The following is a 21,286-nucleotide window of genomic DNA, read 5'->3' on the forward strand; positions in this document are numbered from 1 at the left end:
AGCACCGTGAGGGTGCCGGGGGAGTTGCCCGGCCGCAGGGCGCCGGCCACCGTGACCGGGGCGGCGATCGTGCCGATGCCGCGCAGGGTGCCGGCGGCGGCCACCGTCACGGGCGAGGCCCAGAGGCCGTTGAGCGCGAGCGTGCCGGCCTGGATCGTGGTCGGGCCGGAGAAGCGACCGGTGCCGGTGAGCGTGAGCGTGCCCGTGCCGGCCTGGGTCAGGCTGGTGGGGCTTGCGGTCTCCAGGATGGCGCCGGCATAGGTGGTGGAGGCCGGGCCGGCGACCGTGAGGGCGCCGTTGCCCAGGACGGCGGAGGCGGGGCCGGACAGGCTCGCCACCGTGAGGGCGCCACTGCCGAGGTCGAGGGCGCCGGCATTGGTCAGGGTGGTGAGGCCGGCCAGCGGCCCGGTGACCTGGATCAGCCCGGTGTTGGTCAGCGCGCCGTTGAGCTGCCCGGACAGGCGGGCGAGGCCGGTATTGGTCAGGTCGGTGGTGAGGGTGCCGTCGCTGGCGACGAGGCCGGCATTGCCGAAGCCGGCCGGCGCGGTGAGGCTGGCGGTCTGGGCGAGGACGACGATGCCGGCATTGGCGAGCGGCCCGGCGAGGCTGTAGCGGCCGCCTGCGGTGACGGCGAGGGTCGCGCCGGCGGCGTTGGCGAGGGTGCCGTCGCTGGCGACGTTGCCGGAGACGGCGAGCAGCCCGGCGTTGTTCGCGATGGCGCCGTCGATGCGGCCGGCGCTGGCCAGCACGGTGCCGGTGTTGGTCAGGCCGCCCGCGAGGGCGCCGCTGCTGGCGAGGCTGCCGGTGTTGGCCACGCCGCCCGCGAGGGCGCCGCTGTTGCCCAGGCTGCCGGTGTTGGCCACCCCGCCGGTGATCGTGCCGGTGTTGAGGGCCAGCCCAGCATTGGCGAGGCCGCCCGCGATGGTGCCGCTGTTGCCCAGGACGCCGAGATTGCCGACGCCGCCGGAGACCAGGCCGGCATTGAGGAGGCTCGCCGCGGGGCCGATGCGGACCGGTGCGGCGAGGCTGCCGGTGGCGGTCAGGGTCAGGGTGCCGGCGCCGACCAGGGCGCCGCCGGTGACGGTGTTGGCGGCCGACAGGATGGCGGTGCCGGGTCCGCTCTTGACGAGCACGCCCGGCTGGCTGCCGTCGGCGATCGGACCCGCGAAGGTGGACGTGCCGCCGTCGATCTGCAGGGTGCCGGGGCCGGAGAGGGTGAGCGGGCGGGCGGTGGCGAATCCGTCGGCCAGGACCTCGAGGGTGCCGCCGCCGAGGGTCAGGCCGGTGCCGGCGGCGCCGAGGTTGGCGTCGCGGGAGACGGCGAGGGTGCCGCCGTAGACGGCGGTGCCGCCGGCATAGCTGTTGGTGCCGGCGAGTTCGAGGGTGCCGAGCCCGGTCTTGATCAGGCCGCCGACGCCCGAGATGTCGTTGGCGAAGCGGCCGTAATAGGCTTGGCCGTTATAGGTGGTGTTGACCGTCCAGGTCGAGGTGAACTGGCCCGGACCGTCGATCGCCTTGCCGAGGTTGAGCAGGCCCCAGCCGAAGGTGGCGTTCGGGGCGTTGGCCGGTCCGTCGCCGAGGTGGGTGGCGGTGGTGAACATCGTCTGGGCGATCTGCGGCGCCGTCAGGAACGGGAACGCCTGCATCAGCACGGCTGCGGCACCGGAGACATGCGGCGCTGCCATCGATGTACCATTTTTTAACCCGTATCCGCCGCCTGGAACGGTCGAGTAGATACCCACGCCGGGCGCGGCTATACACCAAGCTGCTGTCACGCCGCATAGATTGCTGAAAGATCCGATTTGATTGTTTTTGTCAGTTGCGACGACTGAAACGATGTAGCCTGACAAGTCTGAAAAATCGACCTTCGACTGATCGATCGGCCGATTTTGACCATCATTGAGCTGATAGACGCCGCTGTTTGCGTTGCTTGGACGTATGAAAGGATAGAACGCAACGCCGGTCGGATTGACGGCGACTTTTTCCTGATCTTCACGCTCATTGCCAGCCGCAAAGACTAGCAGCATACCTTTGTCTGCGGCACGTTTGAGGGCGCTGTACTCCGCCAGTGCGTCACCGTATTCGTATGATTGTATTTTCAGCTGAACGTAATAAGGATTGGATATTACATTGCCGTTATCATCGAGAATGAGCTTGGTCGGCAAGGAGGGGCCATAGCTGCCATTGAGAACTCGCGCCCCATTGGCTGCCGCGAAATCAACCGCGGCATTGGCATCGGTCGAGATTTCGTTGAGGCCCAATCTCTGCTTGATAAAATTGGCCTCGGCCGGGCCCATGATCGCATTCAGTGAGAGCAGCGTGCTTTCAAAAGCGACGCCCATCATCTCGCCGCCGGCTGCAGATGCCCCGATCGTTCCTGAAACGTGCGTCCCATGACTGTTGAGGTCGACGAGAAGAGTGCTGCGGATCGCTCCAGGGGGATCGGTGAGCCAAAAGTTCCGAGAGGCAGACGATATCCGCCCAGCAAATTTCGGGTGATTGGGGTCGATGCCGCTATCGACAACTGCCACCGAGACGCCGAGCCCCGTATAGCCATGCGCGTAAGCCGTCGCGGCATTGATCGCGGCGAGCCCCCAATCACCTTGGTAAGCCGACCAGTTCGAGAAATCAGCCGCTGTCAGTCCGAAAGTCGAGGGCGAGCGCGCCGGCACGGTCTGCGCCGCCACAGGTCCCAGAGCCAGCGCGAGCGTGGCGAGCGAGCTGCCGACCAGCAATCCCATCCGGACGGGGCCGCACCGTCGCGTTCCGGCGCCCGTGCTCCTGCTCGGATCACAGGATCCGGTCGCATGCTCGACGTCGCTATACTGTTGGACCATCGGACTGACCCCCGTCATGCCTGTCACAGACTTTGCGCGGGGGTTAGAAAATGCGGCTTTAACGAACTATCACATTGCAGCCACACTCTGCTCCGCGCGCAACATTCTGAAACGGGGATCCCCCTTTCTGAGACGGAAGGAACCATCCCACCGGCGCGCAGGTCAGAATCCTCCGATGCTGGGCCCGCTGCGGCCCGGTCGGGCGACACCTGCGTCGAATCGCACGCCGCAGCGACAAACGACAGTGTACAGCTGCTCGGGGCGGCGGGAGATAGGAGGACTGTCCGGATGGACGCGGCTAACGTGCGGGACGACCGGACCGCGTTGCCACGCGTCACCTTGGGGCAGGCCCTCGTTCTTCATCGGTCGCGCTAACAGCAGGTGTCAGGCTCCACGTATGTCTTCCGAGGAGAGAAACCGGGACCCGGACGTGGCACCGGCCGGCGGCGCCGCTCCGGGCGGCGAGGTCGCCTGCCTGCGGTTCGAGCCGCCCGGTGATCCGGAGGCGCTCGGCCGGGCCTGGCAGGACCATCTCGCGCCCATCTTCGACGTGAGCTTCCGCCCGGAGACCGATCTCACCATCCCGATCGCGATGCGCAGCTACCATCTCGGCGACCTGCTGGTCGGCGACGTGGTGGCGCCGGCGCACACCCTCGTGCGGACGCGGGAGATGATCGGCCAGCAGGGCCTGGATCACATCCTGCTGCAGTTCTACCGCCGGGGGCAGAGCCGCGTGGAGACCGATCACGGCACCGGCCCGGTGAACGAGGTCCAGTGCATCGTCTTCGATCTCGCCCAGCCCGTGCGCATCGTCGCGGGCGCGGTCGACGCCACCAACGTCGTGATCCCCCGCGCGCTTCTGGAGAAGCAGGGCTGCCACCCGGACGCCCTGCACGGCCGCCCCCTCGACCATGACGGCGACCCGTTCGGGCGGCTGGTCCACAATTTCGTCGCCAACGTCGTCGCCTGCGGCGACCTCCTCGACCGGCGCGAGGCCCTGGCGGCCTCGACGGCGATCACCCAGCTCTGCGCCAGCTGGCTGCGCGGCCAGGAGGAGGGGCGCCCGTCCCAGAACCAGGACGTCCGGATCCGCGTCCGCCGCCTCGTCGAGGCGGAACTCGGCAACCCGAAGCTGACGCCCGCCCTGGTCGCGGCGCGGCTCGGCCTGTCGCGCTCGACCCTGTACCGCCTGTTCGCCCCCAACGGCATCGTGGCGTATATCCGCGACCGGCGCCTGATGGCGGCGATGCGGATGCTCGTGCGCGACGATGCGTCCAAGCCCCTGCGCATCTCGCAGGTCGCCTTCGCGGTCGGCTTCTCGGACGAGCGGACCTTCCGGCGGGCGTTCAAGCGCCGGTTCGGCTTCATCCCCAGCGATGCGTCCCAGCGCCTGGACGCCCACCCCGACCCCGCGCCCGGGGCCGTCCTGCGCAACTGGATCGAGAGCCTCTGACATGCCGCGCCCGTCCACCGGTCGACGGCGCGCCGTCGCGCCTGCGGGCGTCGTGGCGTTCTGCCTCTGCCTCGCGGCCGCCGTGCCGCTCGCCGCGGACCCTTTGCGCGCCGAGACCCGGGACACGGCTCGGACGGCATCCGAGGGCGTGTCGGAGGGGCCGTCCCTCGCGCTCCGCACGAACGATCCCGAGACGTGGCGGGTCGCGACGCATCCGGTGCCGCCCCTGGTCATGGAGGCGGAGGGCCGGCTGCGCGGGTTCAGCATCGATCTCTGGAACGCCATCGCCCGGGAGCTGGGCGTCCGGACCGCCTTCGTCCGCGTCGACGACCTGCCGGCGCTGTTCGGGGCGGTCTCGGACGGGTGCGCGGACCTCGCCATCGCGGCGGTGTCGATCACCGCGGAGCGCGAGCGGCGGTTCGACTTCTCGGTCACGATGCTGGAGACCGGCCTGCGCATCGCCGTCCCGGCGGCGCCGGACGCGACCGGCTCGGCCACCGGCCGGGCCCTCCGGGCGCTCCTGAGCGACGCCACCTTCCTGCAGGTCCTCCTGGGGCTCGCCGCCCTCATCCTCGCGGTGGCGGCGCTGATCTGGTGGCTCGAACGCCGCCATCCCGGCGGCATGGCGGCGCGGGCCCGGCCGGCGCACGGCTTCGCCCACGTCCTCTGGTGGGCGCTGAGCAGCCTCGCCGCGCAGGCGGAGGAGATGCCGCGCAGCCCCCTCGCGCGGGCCATCACGGTGGTCTGGCTGTTCACCTGCATCGCCCTGGTGGCGTGGTTCACCGCCGGCCTGACCAGCACGGCGACGGTGGAGCGCCTGCGCGGCGCGATCAACGGCCCGCAGGATCTGCCGGGCAAGCGGGTGGGCACGGTCGCCCACACCACGTCGGTCGCCTATCTGGCGGACCACTTCGCCACGCCGGTGGGGTTCGCGAGCCTGGAGGAGGCCTGCGCGGCCCTGCAGGCCGGCACGGTCGCCGCGGTGGTCTACGATGCCCCCGCCCTGAGCTACTACGCGACGCAGCCCGGCCACGCGCCGCTGCGCCTGATCGGGCCGGCCTTCAACCGGCAGGCCTACGGCATCCTGTTCGCGGCGAACGACCCCCGGCGCAAGCGCGTCAACCAAGCCCTCCTCGGCCTCAGGGAGGATGGCCGCTACGACGAGATCTACAGCCGCTGGTTCGGCTCCGAGAGCGGCGAGGCTCAGGATCGCTGAGGCGCGCCGCGGTGGCGGTGGGCCTCGGCCGGGTGGCGCGCGGGCAGCCGGTCCCCCTGGCCGAAAAGCTTCGTCCGCAGCGAACCCTCGGCATAGGCGGTCTTGTAGAGGCCGCGATCCTGCAGTTCCGGGATCACGAGGTCGATGAAGTCGGAAAAGCTCTCCGGCACGACGATCCGGCTGAGGTTGAAGCCGTCGACCTCGCCCTCCTCGATCCAGGCCTGGAGCTCGTCGGCGATGGCGACCGCGTCGCCGGTGAGCACCGGGTAGCGGCCGCCGAGCTGCAATTCCGCCAGGAGGTCGCGCTTCGTCAGCCCGCGCTTGGCCGCCGCCGCCGTGGCCGACTGGATGGCGTTGCCCGGCGCGTAGGGGATCGCCTCGTCGAGGCCGTAGCGGGCGAAGTCGATCCCCGTGGAGGCGGAGAAATGCGCGAGCCCCGCCTCCGGGCTCGCGTAGGACAGGTATTCGTCCCGCTTGGCCTCGGCCTCCGCCCGGGTCCGGCCGGGGATCACCGCGAGGCCGACGAAGACCTTCACGTCGTCGGGATTGCGGCCGGCCGCGACCGCCTCGGCCCGGATGGCGCGGACGGACTCGCGGGCGGTGGCCGTGTCGCGGGCCGAGATGAACACGCACTCGGCATGCCGGCCCGCAAAGGCGCGGCCGCGGCCCGAGGCGCCCGCCTGGTAGAGGACGGGCGTGCGCTGGGGCGACGGCTCGGACAGGTGGTAGCCGTCGACCGCGAAGAACTCGCCCCGGTGGGCGACCTTGCGGATATGGGCCGGATCGCTGAACACCCGGGCCGCCCGGTCGCGGCGCATGGCGGCGTCGTCCCAGCTGCCCTCCCAGAGCCGGTAGAGAACCTCCAGATACTCGTCGGCGTAGTCGTAGCGCCGGTCGTGTGCCGGCAACGTGCCGCCGCTCTGGGCGCGGTGGGCGCTGTCGAGGTAGCCGGTGACGATGTTCCAGCCGATCCGGCCGCCGGTCAGGTGGTCGAGGGTCGAGAGGCGCCGGGCGAAGGTGTAGGGCGCCTCCTGGTGGACGTTGATCGTCACCCCGAAGCCGAGATGTTCGGTCACAGCCGCCATGGCGGTGATCATCACGGTCGGGTCGTTGACCGGGAGCTGCACGGCCTCCCGGGCGGTCACGTCGATGCCGTCGCCGTAGACGTCGTAGACGCCGATGATGTCGGCGATGAACAGGCCGTCGAACAGGCCGCGCTCCAGGAGCTTCGCCTGGTCGGTCCAGTAGCCCAGCGTGTTGTAGGCCGACGAGCGGTCGCGCGGGTGCGTCCAGAGCCCGTGATTGATGTGGCCCACGCAGGCCATGTTGAAGGCGTTCAACAGGATCTGCTTCTTCTGGGCGGCCATCAGAGCGCTCCGTGCCGGGGCGGCAGCCGGCCGTCGAGGTGGTAGGCGCCGATCCAGTGGTACTTCCAGCGTACCGGATCGTGCAGGGTGTGGGTGCGGACGTTGCGCCAGTAGCGGTCCAGGGCCTCGGCCCGGTCGGTGGCGGAGGTGCCGCCGAGTTCGAGGAGCCTGTTGGACGCCAGCAGCCCGGCCCGGTGGCTCGCCGCCCGGGCCTCCGCCACCGCCACGGAGGCCGCCGCGACGTTGTCCGCATCGGGGGCGTCCTGCGCGGCGTCCACGAAGCGGCCGGCCCGCGTCAGCAGGGCGTCGGCCGCCGCGAGGCGGACCTGGACGTCGCCCAGCGCGTGGAGGGTCAGGGGATCCTCGCTCGCCCGGGTGACGCCGGAATCGATCCAGGGCCGGGCGCGGTCCCGCACGAAAGGCAGCGTCGCCGCGAAGGCGCCTTCGCCGATGCCGAGATCGATCCCGGCGTGCAGGATCTGCGCGAAGGGGCCGATGGCGGTGGGCCGCTCCAGCGAGGCCTGGAACGGCACCACCCAGCCGGGCTCCACGGCGACCCGCTCGAACAGGACCGAGCCCGAGCCGGTGACCCGCTGGCCGAACCCGTCCCAATCGTCCACCAGGGTCACGCCCGGCGCGTCCCGGGGGATGAAGACCAGGTAGGTGGCCGTGCGGCCCGCCTCCTCGGCCTCGACCAGCGTCGGGATGCGGTGGGCATAGAGCGAGCCGGTGCAGTAATACTTGCGGCCCTCGACGAACCAGCCGGCCGGATCGCGCACGAGCCGGGTGCGGCGGGTGTGGTCCCGCGCGCCGATCTCGGCCAGCGCGTTGCCGAAGCGCTCGCCCGCCAGGACGCGGCCGTAGAGGTCGCGCTTCTGGGCCTCGGTGCCGCCGTTGCGGAGCACCTCCAGGGCGTAGAAATGGTTCTGCGGGATCTGGCCGAGGGACCCGTCCGCCGCGGCGATCCGGGCGATCACCTGCGCGACCGTGGCGCTGTCGAGGCCGGGGCCGCCATAGGCCTTCGGCACCGTGATCGCCCAGAGGCCGGATTCGCTGAAGCGCTCGACCTCGGCGACCGGCAGGCGCCGCTCGAGATCGCGCGCGACCGCGGCCTCCGCGAACGCGGCCGCCAGCGTGTCGGCGATGGCCAGCGCCGCCGCGGCGTCGGCGATCACCGGCACCGGGCGCGGCGGTGCGGGCGCCTGCGTGAAGGCGGTCTCGTGGGGCTGGAGCGGCATAGCCCGATCCTCAGTTCCACTGGTGGCGGGCCGGCAGCACGCCGTTCAGGGCGTGGTTGCCGAGGAGGTGGTACTTCCAGCGCACGGGGTCGTGCAGGGTATGGACCCGGGCATCCCGCCAGAACCGGCCGAGATTGTACCCGTCGCGGGTCGCCGAGGCGCCGGCGAGTTCGAGCAGCCGCTCTGAGGACTCCAGGGCGACCTCGGTGGTGAGGATCTTCGCCTGCGCCACCGCCACCGAGGCCTCGGCCGCGCTCTGGGCGGTGACGGGGGCCGCGGCGATCCGGTCCAGGGTCCGGCCGGCCCGGGCCAGGACCGCCTCGGCGGCGTGGAGGTCGACCGTGATCCGTCCGATCTCGCCGAGGATGTGGGGATCCTCCGCGACGGTCTCGGCGGTGAAGGGATAGGGCCGCGTCCGGGTGCGCAGGAAGTCGAGGGCGGCGGCGACTGCGCCCCGGGCGAGGCCGGCATCGATCGCCGCGTGGATCAGCTGGGAGATCGGCCCGAACAGGCCCGGGCGCCCGGCGAGGGGCGCGAGGTCGATCGTCAGATCCGCCTCGACGGGGGCGTTCTCGAAGATCACGCTGCCGCTCGCCGTGGTGCGCTGGCCGAAGCCCTGCCAGTCGTCCACGACCCGCACGCCGGGGGCGTCCCGGCGCACGAAGACCAGGAGCGGTCCTCCGTCGGGGCCGACCGCGCGGGTCGGGATCCAGTGGGCGAAGAGTGCGCCGGTGGAATAGAAGCGGTGGCCGCTCAGGCGCGGGCCCGCCGGCCCGGATGTCAGCCGCGTCTCCACGCGGGTGATCGCCTTGCCGTTGCGGGCGGGGCCGGCATTGCCGATCCGGTGGCCGGCGAGGACGTCGCGGTAGATCCGCGCCTGCTGGGCGGGGCTGGCGGCGACCGCGACCAGCGCCAGGACGCCGAACTGGTTCTGGGGGATCTGCGCCGCCGAGCCGTCGGCGGCGGCCAGGATCGTGAACACCTCGGCCAGCGTCGCGTAAGAGACTTCCGCGCCGCCATGGGCCCGCGGCACCGTGAGGCCGCCGAGCCCGCTGTCGGTGAACGCCGCGATCTCCCCCCAGGGCAGGCGCCGGTCGCGGTCGCGCTCGGCCGCGCCCGCCGCGAAGATCCGGGCCACGGCCTGTGCGGCCGCGATCGCCTCGGCGTCGGATCCGATCCGGTGCGGGGGCGACGGCGGCGGGGGCATCGGCTCGGCCGCCCCGTCGGCGACGGATTCGTCCATGTCCAGGCTCATGGGTGCAGGCTCATGGGTTCAGCCTCAGGGATGCGGCCTCGGGTGTGGGCCGCCTCGTGCCGGGGCGCGGGGCCGTCAGCGGGCCCGGAGCCGCCGCACCGCGGTGTCGCCCGCGAACTGGACCACGCACACGAGGGCGATCAGGATCGCGATCACCACCATCATCACGGTGGTGTCGAAGCGCTGGTAGCCGTACCGGATGGCGACGTCGCCGAGGCCGCCCGCGCCCACCGCCCCGGCCATCGCGGAGGCGCCGATCATCGACACCACCGTGATGGTGAAGCCCGCGACGATCCCCGGCAGCGCCTCGGGCAGGAGCACGTGGGCGAGGATGTGCCGGCGTCGGCAGCCGATGGACTGGGCGGCCTCGATCAGGCCGGCATCCACCTCCCGCAGCGAGACCTCGGCGATCCGGGCGAAGAACGGGGTGGCGCTCACCGCGAGCGGCACGATGGCCGCCCAGACGCCGATGGTGGTGCCGGCCACCAGCCGGGTGAACGGGATCAGCGCCACCAGTAGCACGATGAACGGCACGGCCCGGAAGCCGTTGACCACGGCCCCGACCACCCGGTTGGCCGCCGGTGCCGGGACGATGCCGCCGGGCCCGGAAATGACGAGGAACAGCGCCAGGGGCAGGCCGGCCAGCACGGCGATCCCGGCCGAGACCCCGACCATGAGCCCGGTGTCGAGGAAGGCCTGCCAGAGGCGGTCGATCATCTGCGGGGTCATGCGGGGCTCCGGGTCGGTGGGTTCGAGGGGGAACCGCTTGCGCGGCGGAGTCTCTGCCGGATTCCGCGGGGAAGGCGGCCCATCGTCGCCTCACCCCGCCTCCGCTTCCGGGGCGACGTAGCCGAGCCTCTCGACGGCCCCGCCGAGCGCCCGCAGGCGCGCCTCCACGTCCGGATCCGCGCCCGGGACGGCGACCAGCATCCGGCCGACCGCGTGGCCCTGGATCCGCTCGATGCCGGCCTGGAGCAGGCGCACCGGCGTGCCGGCCGCCACGGCGAGGCCCGAGAGATCCGGCGTCCCCTGCCCGGCCCAGGTGATCCGCAGGATCGCGGATCCGCCGGGTGTCGGCAGCGGCTGCAGCCGGTCCGCCAGATCCGGCGGCAGGCCGCGGGTCAGCGGTTCGAGCAGCGCCTGCGTGGTCGGGTGCTCGGGCGCCCCGAAGACGCGCCAGACCGGCCCGGTCTCGACCACCCGGCCCCGTTCCAGCACCACCACGTCGCTGCAGATCTCGCGGATCACGTGCATCTCGTGGGTGATCAGGATGATGGTGATCCCCAGGCGCCGGTTGATGTCGCGCAGCAGGTCGAGGATCGCCAGCGTGGTTTCCGGGTCGAGGGCGGAGGTCGCCTCGTCGCAGAGCAGGATCTCCGGATCGCTCACGAGGGCCCGGGCAATGCCGACCCGCTGCTTCTGGCCGCCGGAGAGCCGCGACGGGTAGGTGTCGGCCTTGTCCTCCAGGCCGACGAGGCGCAGCGCCTCCGCGACCCGCGGGCCGATCGCGCTTCTGGGGACGCCCGCGACCGTCAGCGGCAGCGCCACGTTCTGCCGGACGGTCTTGGCCGCCAGCAGGTTGAAGTGCTGGAAGATCATGCCGACGCGCCGGCGCAGGGCCACGAGCCCGTCGGTGTCGAGGGCATCGACGGGGGCGCCGTCGACCAGAACCCGGCCGGAGGTGGGCGCCTCCAGCCGGTTGACCATGCGCAGGAGGCTCGACTTGCCCGCCCCCGATCGGCCGATGATGCCGAAGATCGCCCCCGCCGGAATGGCGAGGTCGACGCTGTCGAGCGCGCGGACCGGTCCGGCGGCGGACGGATAGGTCTTGGAGACCGCCTCGAACCGTACCGTGCCGGGCCTCCGGCCGGGCGCTGCGGCCGGACCTGCGGCCGGACCTGGGGCGGTGGCCGCGGCGCCCGGACTCCGCCGTCCGGTCGCGACCGGCGTGCCCGGAGTGTGCAGGCTGTCGAAGACGAGGCCGACCATCAGTTCTGCCACGCCAGCAGGTAGAGCTTGTCGCTGTCGGCGAAGGACTTGCGGATCTGCCGCTTCACGGCGTCCGAATTCTGAAACAGGGTCACGAACTTCCGGATCGCCGGGTCGTCCTTGCGGGACGTCTTGGTGACGAAGCTGACCGTGAACAGCTTGTCCTCGATGCCGGAATAGATCAGCCCGCTGGTCGGGTCGAAGCTTCCGGCCGCCACGATGAAATGCGGATAGCCCTGCGCGAGATCGACATCGCCGGTGATCCGCGCGAGCTGCGGTCCCTCGACCTCGGTGAATCGCAGCTTCTTCGGGTTCTCGACGATGTCGTCGAGGGTGCCGAGGAAGCCGACACCGTCCTTCAGCCTGACCAGCCCGGCCTTCTGGAGGAGCAGCAGGCCGCGGCCCTGGTTCACCGGATCGTTGGCGAGCGCCACCGACCCGCCCACCGGGATCTCGTCGAGGCGCTTATGCTTCAGGGAGTACAGGCCGATATTGGACAGGATCCCCTGCCCGACGATGTCGAACGCGTAGCCCTTCTGCTTGGCCGCGTTCTCCATGAAGGGGCGGTGCTGGAAGAAGTTCACGTCGATGTCGCCGGCATCGAGCGCGACGTTGGGCGTCGTCCAGTCGCTGAACTCGACCACCTTCACGTCGAGGCCCTCCGCCTTGGCCTCCCGGGCCGCCACCGTGACGGCATCGCCGTAGGCCCCGGGCACGACGCCGATCCGGAGGGCCTCTGCCCCGGCGGAGGATGCGCCGAGGCAGAGCGCCGCGACGGCGAGGAGACGCAGGATCTTCATCGGGCAGGACTCCGGCGGGGCAATGATCGGGCAATTCCGGATGTGGAGCCGCGAGACAACGGTCGGCATCCGACGCGCAGGCGCGGGCGATCCATCGATTCGATAGGCACAATCTTGTCCGGATGAGCTTCTTGAGAAAGTCTAGATCAGCTCAACGCGATCCGAAATTCCAAAGATGATCGTTTGGCGACATGAAAGATCTCCGGAAGGCCCGGTCAGGGGGATGCGGATGCTGCGTGCATCCCGTACGGCGCCTCTCGAGCCTCGTCTCGGACGAGACCGGACCAGTGCCCGTCGGATCGGGACCGTACCGGTCATCGAGCACGAACCGTGGCTCATCCAAGACCGCGTTCGTCCGCGAACAGGCCGCGACCGATAGCCCTGGATCCGGGGGATGAGCCTGCGCGGGAGGATTCCGTGCCCCGTTGGGCGGCACCCAGGCGACGCCGGCACAGCCTGGGGACCGCGCCCGACGTCCGCGTCCCCGGCCGACGGCGATCCCCGCAGATCTGTCGCGCGAGAAGACATCGAGTGTCTGTTTTCGCGACACTTTCCCGGCTCGACGGCGCGTATGGCCCTGACTCACGAAAATGTAGGCTCCCGCCACCGCGGGCATCATCCCGAATCCGGAACCCGGCCGTGTCCGAAACGTCGGGCCGGTCGCGACCACCGCGGCCGATCCCCGGCCGGGGCGGGCTGGCCTGTCCGGGGAGCATGATGGCGCAGGGGAACGACAGAGCGCGCGCGGCCCACGGGGCCGTGTCCGGCCCCGTGGGCGCGCCATGACCGCAGATCACGGTGTCTTCGCCTTCGCGCATGTCGGCGATCTCCATCTGGAGCGGAGTTCCGACCCCCATGCCGCCGACCTGCGGGCGATCCTCGCGGAGGTGGACGGGCTGCACGGACACGGCCTCCTCGACTTCGCCTACCTCCCGGGCGATCTCGCCGAGGACGGGCGGGCGGAGCAATACGCGGTCCTGCGCGAGGCCCTGCGCCGGCACCCGGACCTGCCGGTGCGCCTGATCGCCGGCGACCACGACCGCCAGCACGGCACGATGACGGATTTCGACGCGCTGTTCGCCGCGGTGGCGGGCAGCCCCCGCGGCGGCGGCCACGCGGCGCGGCGCCATGACCTGCCGCGCCCGCACGACCCGGCCCCCGTCACGCATTACTACTTCGCCGAGACGTTCGCGGGCGTGCGCTGCCTGTTCCTCGACATGGTCAGCCCCGGCTACGGCCGGAAGGGGTTCGGCCTCGACTTCCGGCTCGGCCCCTGCCAGCTCGCCTGGCTCGCCGAGGAGCTGGCCCGGGCCGACGAGGAGGGCCGGCCCTGCGCGGTCTTCACCCACACCTACCCGGACGATCTCTGCGTGCCCGACGAGAAGGCGGCGCTGGCCGGCCTGATCCGCCACCACGGCGTGCGCCTCGTCGAGATGGGCCACACCCACTACAACGAGCTCGCCCCGGACGGGCGCACCCTCTACGCGGCGGCCCGCTCCGTCGGCCAGAACGAGGACGGCTCGGTGGGCTACGCGGTCGCGGCGATCGACGGGCCGGTCACGAGCTGGCGGTTCAAGCCCCTCGACCGGGCGCTGCCCTTCGTGATGATCACGAGCCCCGCCGACCGGCGCCTCGCCACGGCGCCCCTCGCCATGGCGGACGGCCGGATCTCCGTGCGCGCCCTCGTGCTGTCGGACAGGCCGCAGGGCGACTGGTGCTGCTGCGTGCGCGTCGATGACGGGCGGCCCCACGCGATGGTGCCGGACGGGCCGCGCACCGTCCATGCCCGCATTCCCTGGCCGGAGGGCGCCCGCCGCCTCGCGGTCACGGTCACGGACGGCACGGGGCAGGCCGATACCGAGGTGATCGAGCCCGTGGGCCGGAGCTTCGTCCCGCCGCCCGCACCCGATCGCCCCGGCAGCGACGCCACCCGGCTTCCCGCCTGGCCGCAGAAGGGGCTTCGGGGCGACCAGCTCGGCCCGAACCGCAACGGCCGGCCCTGGTAGCCGGCCTCACCCGAATCGCGGCACACCGCACCGCACGATCCACTCCACCAAAGGACCACCGGACCCGATGGGCGCGCTGACGCTGACCCCCAATATCGCGACCTGGGCGATCGCCGCGCTCGCCACCCTCGGCGTCATCCTGCGGCCGTTCGCGTGGCCGGAGGCGATCTGGGCCGTGCTCGGCGCCGGCGCCCTCGTGGCCCTCGGCCTGCTCGCCCCCGCCACCGCCTGGGACGGCGTCCTCAAGGGGACCGACGTCTACCTGTTCCTCGTCGGCATGATGCTGATGTCGGAGGTGGCCCGGAAGGAGGGCCTGTTCGACTGGCTCGCCTCGATCGCCGTGCGCGCCGCCAAGGGCTCGGCGACGCGGCTGTTCACCCTGGTCTATCTCGTCGGCACCGTGGTCACGGTGTTCCTGTCGAACGACGCCTGCGCGGTGGTGCTGACGCCCGCCGTCTACGCGGCCACCAAGGCCGCCAAGGTGGAGAACCCCCTCCCCTACCTGTTCATCTGCGCCTTCATCGCCAACGCGGCGAGCTTCGTGCTGCCGATCTCGAACCCGGCGAACCTCGTGGTCTTCGCCGAGCACATGCCGCCGCTGGTGCGCTGGCTCGGCCTGTTCGCGCTGCCCTCGCTGCTGGCCATCGCGACGACCTACGCGGTGCTGCGGCTGACCCAGGCGAAGACCCTGCGCGGGCAGGAGGTCGCCACCGACGTCGAGGCGCAGCCGCTCTCCCGCACCGGCCTCGTGGCGGGGATTGGCATCGTGGCCACCGGCGGCGTGCTGATCGCCGCCTCGGCGCTCGGCCTCGACCTCGGCCTGCCGACCTTCGTGGCCGGGCTCGCCACCACGATCGTCGTGCTGCTGCTCAAGCGCGGCGGCCTCGTCGAGGTGGCCAAGGACGTGTCGTGGAGCGTGCTGCCGTTGGTGGCCGGCCTGTTCGTGCTGGTGGAAGCGCTGGAGAAGACCGGCGTCCTGGCGATGCTGGCGGACCTCCTCAAGGGCTACGCCCACGCCGCTCCGGAGGCCACCGCCTGGGGGGCGGGCGGCCTGGTCGCGGTGCTGTGCAACCTCGTCAACAACCTGCCGGCCGGCCTGATCGCGGGCGCCGCCGTGCAGGCCGCCCACGTCCCCGAGAAGGTCGCGGGCGCGATCCTGATCGGCGTCGATCTCGGGCCGAACCTCTCGGTCACCGGCTCGCTCGCCACGATCCTCTGGCTCACCGCCATCCGCCGCGAGGGCCAGGATGTCGGCGCCTGGACCTTCCTCAAGCTCGGCCTGCTGGTGATGCCGCCGGCCCTCGCGCTGGCGCTCGCCGGCCTGCTCCTCGTCTGATCCCTTCCCGGAAACCCAAGGTCCGCGCCCGTGACGGCAGCCCTCCTCTATCCCTTCATCCTGGTGGCGGGCGCGCTGCAGGCCATCGGCAACGCCATGAACGCGCAGCTGCGGGGCCGCATGGTCAATCCGTGGCTCGCCGCGACGGTGTCGTTCCTGCCGATCGTCTTCGTGTTCACGACCCTGTTCTTCACGATGCCGACGCCGCTGCCGAGCCTCGACAGCTTGAGCAAGATGCCCTGGTACGCGCCCCTCGGCGGCCTGGCCGGCGCGGTGGCGGTGTTCGGGGGGCTGGCTTTCATCGACAAGGTCGGTGCCGGGCCGTTCAACGGCCTGACCCTCACCGCCAACATCCTCACCTCCCTGGCGATGGACGCGCTCGGCCTGTTCGGCCTGCAGGCCGCGGGCTTCAGGCCGATGCCCTGGCTCGGCGGCCTGCTGATGGCCGTGGGCGTGATCTTCATCGCGCGCTCGGGGGGCAAGAGCAACGGCGGCGAGGGGCACGGGATGTCGGGCAAGCTGCTCTACCCGTTCATCCTCGTGGCCGGCGCCCTGATGGCGATCGGCGTGGTCTGGAACGCGCAGCTCCGCGGCGCCCTGGAGAACCCCTGGCTCGCCGCGACGGTGTCGTTCGTGCCCGTGGTGTTCGTGTTCGCCCTGATGTTCCTGCTGCGGCCGTCGCCGCTGCCGACCCGGGACGACATCGCGGGCGTTCGCTGGTGGATGCCGCTCGCCGGGATCACCGGGGCGGTGGCGGTGTTCGCCGGGCTGCTCTTCGTCGACAAGGTCGGGGCCGGGGCCTTCAACGGCCTGCTGATCACCGCCAACCTCCTGACCTCGGTGGCCCTGGACCATTTCGGCTGGTTCGGCATGAAGCAGGTCAAGGCCGGCCCGCCGCGCCTGATCGGCGCCGCCGTGATGGTGGCCGGCATCGTGCTGATCTCGCTGTTCTGAGCATCCGGACCGATGTGGAGCCTGCCCGCCTGGTTGCTGCGCCGGGAAATGCTTCTCCTGGCGGGCGCCGCCCTCCTGGGCGCGGGCGGGATCGCGGCGTGGGTCCTGCTCCAGGCGACGGTCCTGACCATCGCGGTCGCGCCCCGCGACGGCACCGAGCCCGGCCTGATCAAGGCCTACGCGGACGCGCTCGAGGCCGCCCACGAGAATGTCCGCCTGAAGATCCTGTCCTTCGACGACGTGCGCGAGAGCGCCGCCGCCCTGCAGGACGGCCGGGCCGACCTCGCGGTGGTCCGCCCCGACGTGCTGCTGCCGACGAACGGGCTGACCCTGGCGATCCTGCGCGACCAGGCGATGGTCATCGCCTCGCCCGAGCAAGCCGGGATCACGAGCTTCCCGAAGCTCGCCGGCAAGCGGCTCGGCATCGCGGCGCACCGGGACGCCGACCTCTGGCTGCTGCGGAACCTCCTCGGCTATTACGGCCTCACCCTGGAGGAGGCCGCCGGCCCGGCCCGGGACTCGACGGTCCTGCTGGTCCCGGTCGATCAGGAGGCGGTGGCCGGCGCCTTCCGCGAGAGGCGGATCGACGCCTTCGTCAGCATCATCGCCCCCTCGGCGCCCAAGGCGCTGGCCCTGGTCTCGGCCGTGCAGGGCGTCGCCCGCGGAGGCAAGGTGGCGTTCGTCGCCGTTGAGGATGACGGGGCGGTGATCGAGCGCTTCCCGCGGCTCCAGGCGGTCACCGTCCCGGGCGGCCTGTTCGGCGGCCGCCCGAAGCTGCCGGCCGACGACGTGAAGACGGTGGGCGCCTCGTACCGGCTGATGGCCCGCGCCTCCCTGAGCCGCGTGGTGGCGGCCGACGTGACCCAGCAGCTCTTCGAGAAGCGCAGCGCCGCCGCGCTGGCCACCGACGCTGCCGAGTACGTCCAGGCCCCGGCCTACGACACGACCGTGGCCGCCACCAGCGCCCGGATCCCGATCCATCCCGGCGCGATCGACTATTACGAGCGCGACCAGCACGGCTTCATCGAGCGCTACGGCGACACCCTCTACCTCCTGGGCGCGCTGGCGGGCGGCCTCGTCTCGGTGCTCGCCTGGATCCGGAAGCGCCTCGCCAGCTTGCGCCGGGAGCGCATCGACGAGATCTTGGACCGGCTCCTGCAGATCGCCGGGCAGGCCCGGGCGCTGCGCGACCCGGCGGCGATCGAGGCGCTCACCGTCGAGGTCGACGCGCTGGCCATGGACGTGGTGCGCTACGCCCGGCAGCGGGAGCCGGACACCCGGATCCTGTCGGCGGCGTCCGTCGCCATCGACACGGCGCGGGCGACCATCGCGGATTGCCGGACGCAGGCGGTCGAGGGCGGGGGGCGGATCGGGCGGTCCGTCCGGCTGCACGGCGCGGGCGGGGCCTGACATGTCCGGTCCCGCCACCGTGCCCGCGCCGGACCGGAGCGAGGCCGCGCCGGACGTCGCCTCCGTCCGGGACCGCGTCGAGGCGCGGGTGCAGCGATCCCTGCGCTCGCGCACCGTGACCTGGATGACGGTGGGCTTCGCCACGATCCTGGTGATGACCGCCATCGCGCTCGGCGCCTTCGTCTACCAGCAGCGCGGCATCGACGCCGTGCGCCACACCGTGGCGGTGGACGGGCGCCTCGCCCGGGTGCTGTCGGCGGTGCAGGACGCCGAGACCGGCCAGCGCGGCTACCTGCTCACCGGCGACGAGGCCTTCCTGCTGCCCTTCACCGAGGGCCGGCTGAACGTCGACCGCCAGCTCGATTGGCTGCGCGACCTCGTCCAGGATGACGCCGACCAGAGGGCCGAACTCGACACCCTGGCCGCCCTGATCCGCGAGAAGCTCGACGAACTCGGTGCCAGCGTCGCCCTGATGCGCGGCGGCGACAGCGCCGCGGCCCACACCTCGGTGGCGGACGGACGCGGCAAGCAGGTGATGGACGCGATCCGCGACCGCGTGCGCCGCATGGAGACGTACGAGGCGGACAGGATGGAGCGGCGGCAGGCGACGGTGTCCCGGATCGCCCTCGTCCTCTGGATCATGGTCGGTGCCCTCGCCGTCCTGTTCGTGCTGTTCGCCGTCTCGGCCCTGCGGGAGGCGACCCGCCGCAACCGGCTGTCGCGGTTCCTGCCGCAGGAGCTGGTCCTGCGGCTCGCCGACGGCGACGGGAGCCTGAAGGCCGGCCGCCGCCAGCAGGCCGCCATCGTGTTCGTCGACATGCGCGGCTCGACCACTCTGGCCGAGAACCTGGATCCGCACCGGCTCTCCGAGTTCCTGTCCGCCTTCCGGCGGCGGGTGACGCGCCTCGCCCGCCTCCGGGGCGGGGTGGTCGACAAGTTCATCGGCGACGGTGCCCTGGTGGTGTTCGGCCTGCCCGAGCCCAGGTCCGACGATGCCGCCCGTGCCCTCGCCTTCGCCCAGGATCTCGTCGCGGTGATCGCCCGCTGGACCGACAGAGCCGGGCCCACGGGGACCGTGCGCATCGGCGTGGGCGTCCATTACGGCGAGGTGTTCTGCGGGATCATCGGCGAGGAGGCGCGCTACGAGTTCACGGTGCTGGGCGATGCGGTCAACGTCGCCGCCCGCCTGGAACAGGCGACCAAGCTCCACGGTGTCCCGATCCTGGTCTCCGAGGCCGCGCGGCGCGCCGCCGGGGCCCCGGTCGAGGCGTGGCGCGAGGTCAGCCGCGAGCCCCTGCGGGGACGCCGGGAGCGCATGGCCTATCATACCCCCGCCGGCCCGGGGCCGGCCGCGCCGGCGCCCTGTGGAGACGAAGATGTGCCGCTTCCGGCGGCAGGAACGGCGGTCTGAGAAGAACCTGTTTGCCGCCGATGGCGGATAGAGAACAAGCATCTCCCCGGACAGAGAAATACGAAAGACGCGTCCATTGCGAAGGGACAGGCCGAGCGCGACATTCGCCATCATGCGCAGCGCCTCCGAAAACCAGTCGCCGGCCTTCGATCCGTTCGGCGAGCCCGTCGCCGACGGCGTCGCCCGCGCCTGCCCGGCCACCGCGGCCGGCGACCGCACGGCCCGTCGCGTCGGCGGTGCGGTGTTCTGGACGCTGGCCCTGGCGATCCTGGCCGGTCGCGTCTACGCGTACGATCTTCCGGCCGTTCAGGCCGTCGCCACGCACGCCGCACAGGCCCTCGCCCTGCGCTGACAACCCGGATCGGGTTTCCGGCGGGGGCGTCGTTCCAGGCCTCTCAGTACGTATCGGCCAGATAGGCGGCGATCGCGCCGGCATCGGCCTGTTCGATGGGGGCGTGGTAGGCCTTGATCATCTTGGACACCTCGGCATCCCAGAACGCCTTCCCGCGGCCGGGCGGCTGCGTGGCGATGTAGTCCACCGAGTGGCAGGTCTGGCAATTGGCCTGGGCCGCCTCGTAGCCCGGGGTCAGGCTGTCCGCCTTCGGCGGCCGCAGCTGCGCGGTCGGGTCCGGAACCGCGTAGGTCCGTGGCGCGGCCCAGGCCGAGCCGGCCGTCAGGCCCCCGATCATCGCGCCGAGCAGAAGCATACGCATCCCGTTCGTCCTCCCGTTCGCGTTCACGCCGCCTGCACCCGGGTGGTCTCGACGCCGTTGCGCATGTAGCCGGACGGGTTCCAGCGGGACGCCATCGGCTGGCTGCTGCCGTCGTTGGCGGTGGCCCGGACCCGGATCGCGTGGGCGCCCGGCGTGAGCGCGGCCGTGAGCGACCAGGGCCGGAACGCGTAGGGGCCGAGATCCCGGCCGAGCGCGGCCTCGGTCCAGGTGGCGCCGTCGTCGGTGGAGACCGCGACCGTCCGGATGCCGGAGCCGCCGTCGAAGGCGATGCCCCGCAGGGAGACCGGACCGGCGGTCACGCGCGCCCCGTCGGCCAGATTCGTGAGGAACGACCGCACGTTGAGGCGCCCGATCGGCACCGTGGCGGCGGCCGCCTGGCCGGGCTCGGTGCAGGCGCAGGGATTGTCGGGGATGCGGTAGGCGGTCTTCATGAAGAAGCCCTCGAAGGGCTTGTCCAGCACCGTGACGGTATCGAGGTGCTTGACCCAGTAGGTGCCGTAATAACCCGGCACCACGAGGCGGAGCGGGTAGCCGTTGAGCCAGGGCAGGTCCTCGCCGTTCATGCCCCAGGCGAGCAGCACCGCGCCGTCGCCGGCCTGGTCGAGGGTGAGCGCCTTGGCGAAGTCCGGCGTCTCGGGCAGCACAGCCCGGTCGAGCCCGTTGAAGGCGACCTGTACGGCCCCGGCCTTCACGCCGGCCCGGTCCAGCACGCTTCTCAACGGCACCCCCGTCCACCGCGCGCAGCCCATGGCGCCGTTGCCGAGCTGGCCGCCGGCCATCCGGGGCTCGAAGAAGCCGCGGGAATTGCCCGAGCACTGGTTGACCGCCACGATCTCGGTCCGGCCCGGCAGCGCCTTCAGCTCCGACAGCGACAGCGCGACGGGTCGCTCCACATGGCCGCCCACGGTCAGCCGGAACGCCTCCGGGTCGATCTCCAGGGGGATGTCGGCGAGGTGGTAGCGGACGAAGAAGGCGTCGTTCGGCGTGATCGCGCCCTCGTCGAACACCGCGAACGGCGTCTCCAGCTGGGGCGGCCGGGCGGTGGTCTGCAGCAGCGGCCGCTTGCCCGGATAGGCGACGAGCGGGCGCTCGCCGTTGCCGAAGGGCAGCTGCGCGTCCTCTCCGGCCCAGGCGGGCCGCAGGCCGCTTCCCGCCGCCAGGGCACCGAGCGCGGCGCTCTTCAGGAAGGCCCGTCGTGCCGGATCGGTCATCCCCTGCTCCCTCCCGGTCTGCCCCGACAGCCTCGGTCGCGCGGCGCCGGATCCATGGGATAGCCTGCG

General features: G+C 71.9%; 16 protein-coding genes and 1 pseudogene. 8 read left to right on the forward strand and 9 right to left on the reverse strand.

Going from position 1 to position 21,286, the window contains the following annotated elements; translation table 11 throughout:
* Positions 1–173: 173 nt before the first annotated feature.
* Positions 174–2,855, reverse strand: a pseudogene (locus ABIC70_RS15195) (S8 family peptidase); the annotation flags it as partial.
* A 412-nt stretch (positions 2,856–3,267) separates the two neighbouring features.
* Here ABIC70_RS15195 and ABIC70_RS15200 point away from each other — a divergent pair.
* Positions 3,268–4,290: a helix-turn-helix domain-containing protein gene (locus ABIC70_RS15200; protein ID WP_236961936.1), complete on the forward strand. Its 1,023-nt coding sequence runs from the start codon at positions 3,268–3,270 to the stop codon at positions 4,288–4,290.
* Between the two features lies 1 nt (position 4,291).
* A complete protein-coding gene (locus ABIC70_RS15205) occupies positions 4,292–5,506 on the forward strand; it encodes a transporter substrate-binding domain-containing protein (protein WP_354440010.1) in 1,215 nt (404 codons plus the stop codon).
* Here ABIC70_RS15205 and ABIC70_RS15210 read toward each other — a convergent pair.
* The 6 genes from ABIC70_RS15210 to ABIC70_RS15235 all read right to left on the reverse strand — a co-directional run bounded on the left by ABIC70_RS15210 (position 5,494) and on the right by ABIC70_RS15235 (position 12,155).
* The gene (locus ABIC70_RS15210) at positions 5,494–6,873 is read right to left on the reverse strand and encodes an LLM class flavin-dependent oxidoreductase (protein WP_354440011.1); all 1,380 of its coding nucleotides are present in this window, start codon (positions 6,871–6,873) and stop codon (positions 5,494–5,496) included. The two genes, ABIC70_RS15205 and ABIC70_RS15210, sit on opposite strands and share 13 nt — an antisense overlap.
* Positions 6,873–8,111 (reverse strand): SfnB family sulfur acquisition oxidoreductase, encoded by a 1,239-nt coding sequence (locus tag ABIC70_RS15215; RefSeq protein ID WP_354440012.1) that lies wholly within the window; start codon positions 8,109–8,111, stop codon positions 6,873–6,875. Before ABIC70_RS15215 ends, ABIC70_RS15210 begins: the two co-directional genes overlap by 1 nt.
* Before the next feature lie 10 nt (positions 8,112–8,121).
* Positions 8,122–9,366, reverse strand: a complete 1,245-nt coding sequence (locus tag ABIC70_RS15220; protein ID WP_354440013.1) for an SfnB family sulfur acquisition oxidoreductase — start codon at positions 9,364–9,366, stop codon at positions 8,122–8,124.
* 75 nt (positions 9,367–9,441) lie between these two features.
* Positions 9,442–10,095: a methionine ABC transporter permease gene (locus ABIC70_RS15225; RefSeq protein ID WP_043352323.1), complete on the reverse strand. Its 654-nt coding sequence runs from the start codon at positions 10,093–10,095 to the stop codon at positions 9,442–9,444.
* Between the two features lie 90 nt (positions 10,096–10,185).
* On the reverse strand, positions 10,186–11,355 hold the full coding sequence (locus ABIC70_RS15230; protein WP_043386625.1) for a methionine ABC transporter ATP-binding protein: 1,170 nt from the start codon (positions 11,353–11,355) through the stop codon (positions 10,186–10,188).
* Positions 11,355–12,155: a MetQ/NlpA family ABC transporter substrate-binding protein gene (locus tag ABIC70_RS15235; protein WP_043352335.1), complete on the reverse strand. Its 801-nt coding sequence runs from the start codon at positions 12,153–12,155 to the stop codon at positions 11,355–11,357. The genes ABIC70_RS15230 and ABIC70_RS15235 overlap by 1 nt, the downstream gene beginning before the upstream one ends.
* A gap of 782 nt (positions 12,156–12,937) precedes the next feature.
* Here ABIC70_RS15235 and ABIC70_RS15240 point away from each other — a divergent pair.
* The 6 genes from ABIC70_RS15240 to ABIC70_RS15265 all read left to right on the forward strand — a co-directional run bounded on the left by ABIC70_RS15240 (position 12,938) and on the right by ABIC70_RS15265 (position 19,624).
* Positions 12,938–14,161, forward strand: coding sequence for a metallophosphoesterase family protein (locus tag ABIC70_RS15240; protein WP_075380985.1), 1,224 nt, complete (start codon positions 12,938–12,940; stop codon positions 14,159–14,161).
* Between the two features lie 67 nt (positions 14,162–14,228).
* Entirely contained in the window at positions 14,229–15,497 is a 1,269-nt protein-coding gene (locus ABIC70_RS15245; protein ID WP_182592688.1) for an arsenic transporter, read from the forward strand.
* Between the two features lie 30 nt (positions 15,498–15,527).
* A complete protein-coding gene (locus ABIC70_RS15250; RefSeq protein WP_354440014.1) occupies positions 15,528–16,451 on the forward strand; it encodes a DMT family transporter in 924 nt (307 codons plus the stop codon).
* Positions 16,452–16,463: 12 nt separating this feature from the next.
* Positions 16,464–17,861: a TAXI family TRAP transporter solute-binding subunit gene (locus ABIC70_RS15255; RefSeq protein WP_179697418.1), complete on the forward strand. Its 1,398-nt coding sequence runs from the start codon at positions 16,464–16,466 to the stop codon at positions 17,859–17,861.
* A 1-nt stretch (position 17,862) separates the two neighbouring features.
* Positions 17,863–19,272 (forward strand): adenylate/guanylate cyclase domain-containing protein, encoded by a 1,410-nt coding sequence (locus ABIC70_RS15260; RefSeq protein ID WP_354440015.1) that lies wholly within the window; start codon positions 17,863–17,865, stop codon positions 19,270–19,272.
* A gap of 112 nt (positions 19,273–19,384) precedes the next feature.
* Positions 19,385–19,624, forward strand: a complete 240-nt coding sequence (locus tag ABIC70_RS15265; protein WP_043386634.1) for a hypothetical protein — start codon at positions 19,385–19,387, stop codon at positions 19,622–19,624.
* A 43-nt stretch (positions 19,625–19,667) separates the two neighbouring features.
* On the opposite strand, the gene sorB is transcribed toward ABIC70_RS15265, so the two are convergent.
* Both sorB and sorA read right to left on the reverse strand, forming a co-directional pair.
* Positions 19,668–19,985 (reverse strand): SorB family sulfite dehydrogenase c-type cytochrome subunit, encoded by a 318-nt coding sequence (sorB, locus tag ABIC70_RS15270; RefSeq protein ID WP_053610245.1) that lies wholly within the window; start codon positions 19,983–19,985, stop codon positions 19,668–19,670.
* 23 nt (positions 19,986–20,008) lie between these two features.
* Positions 20,009–21,217: a SorA family sulfite dehydrogenase catalytic subunit gene (gene sorA / locus ABIC70_RS15275; protein ID WP_354440016.1), complete on the reverse strand. Its 1,209-nt coding sequence runs from the start codon at positions 21,215–21,217 to the stop codon at positions 20,009–20,011.
* Between the last annotated feature and the right edge of the window lie 69 nt (positions 21,218–21,286).

The sequence above is a fragment of the Methylobacterium sp. 1973 genome (assembly GCF_040545035.1).
GTDB lineage: Bacteria > Pseudomonadota > Alphaproteobacteria > Rhizobiales > Beijerinckiaceae > Methylobacterium > Methylobacterium fujisawaense.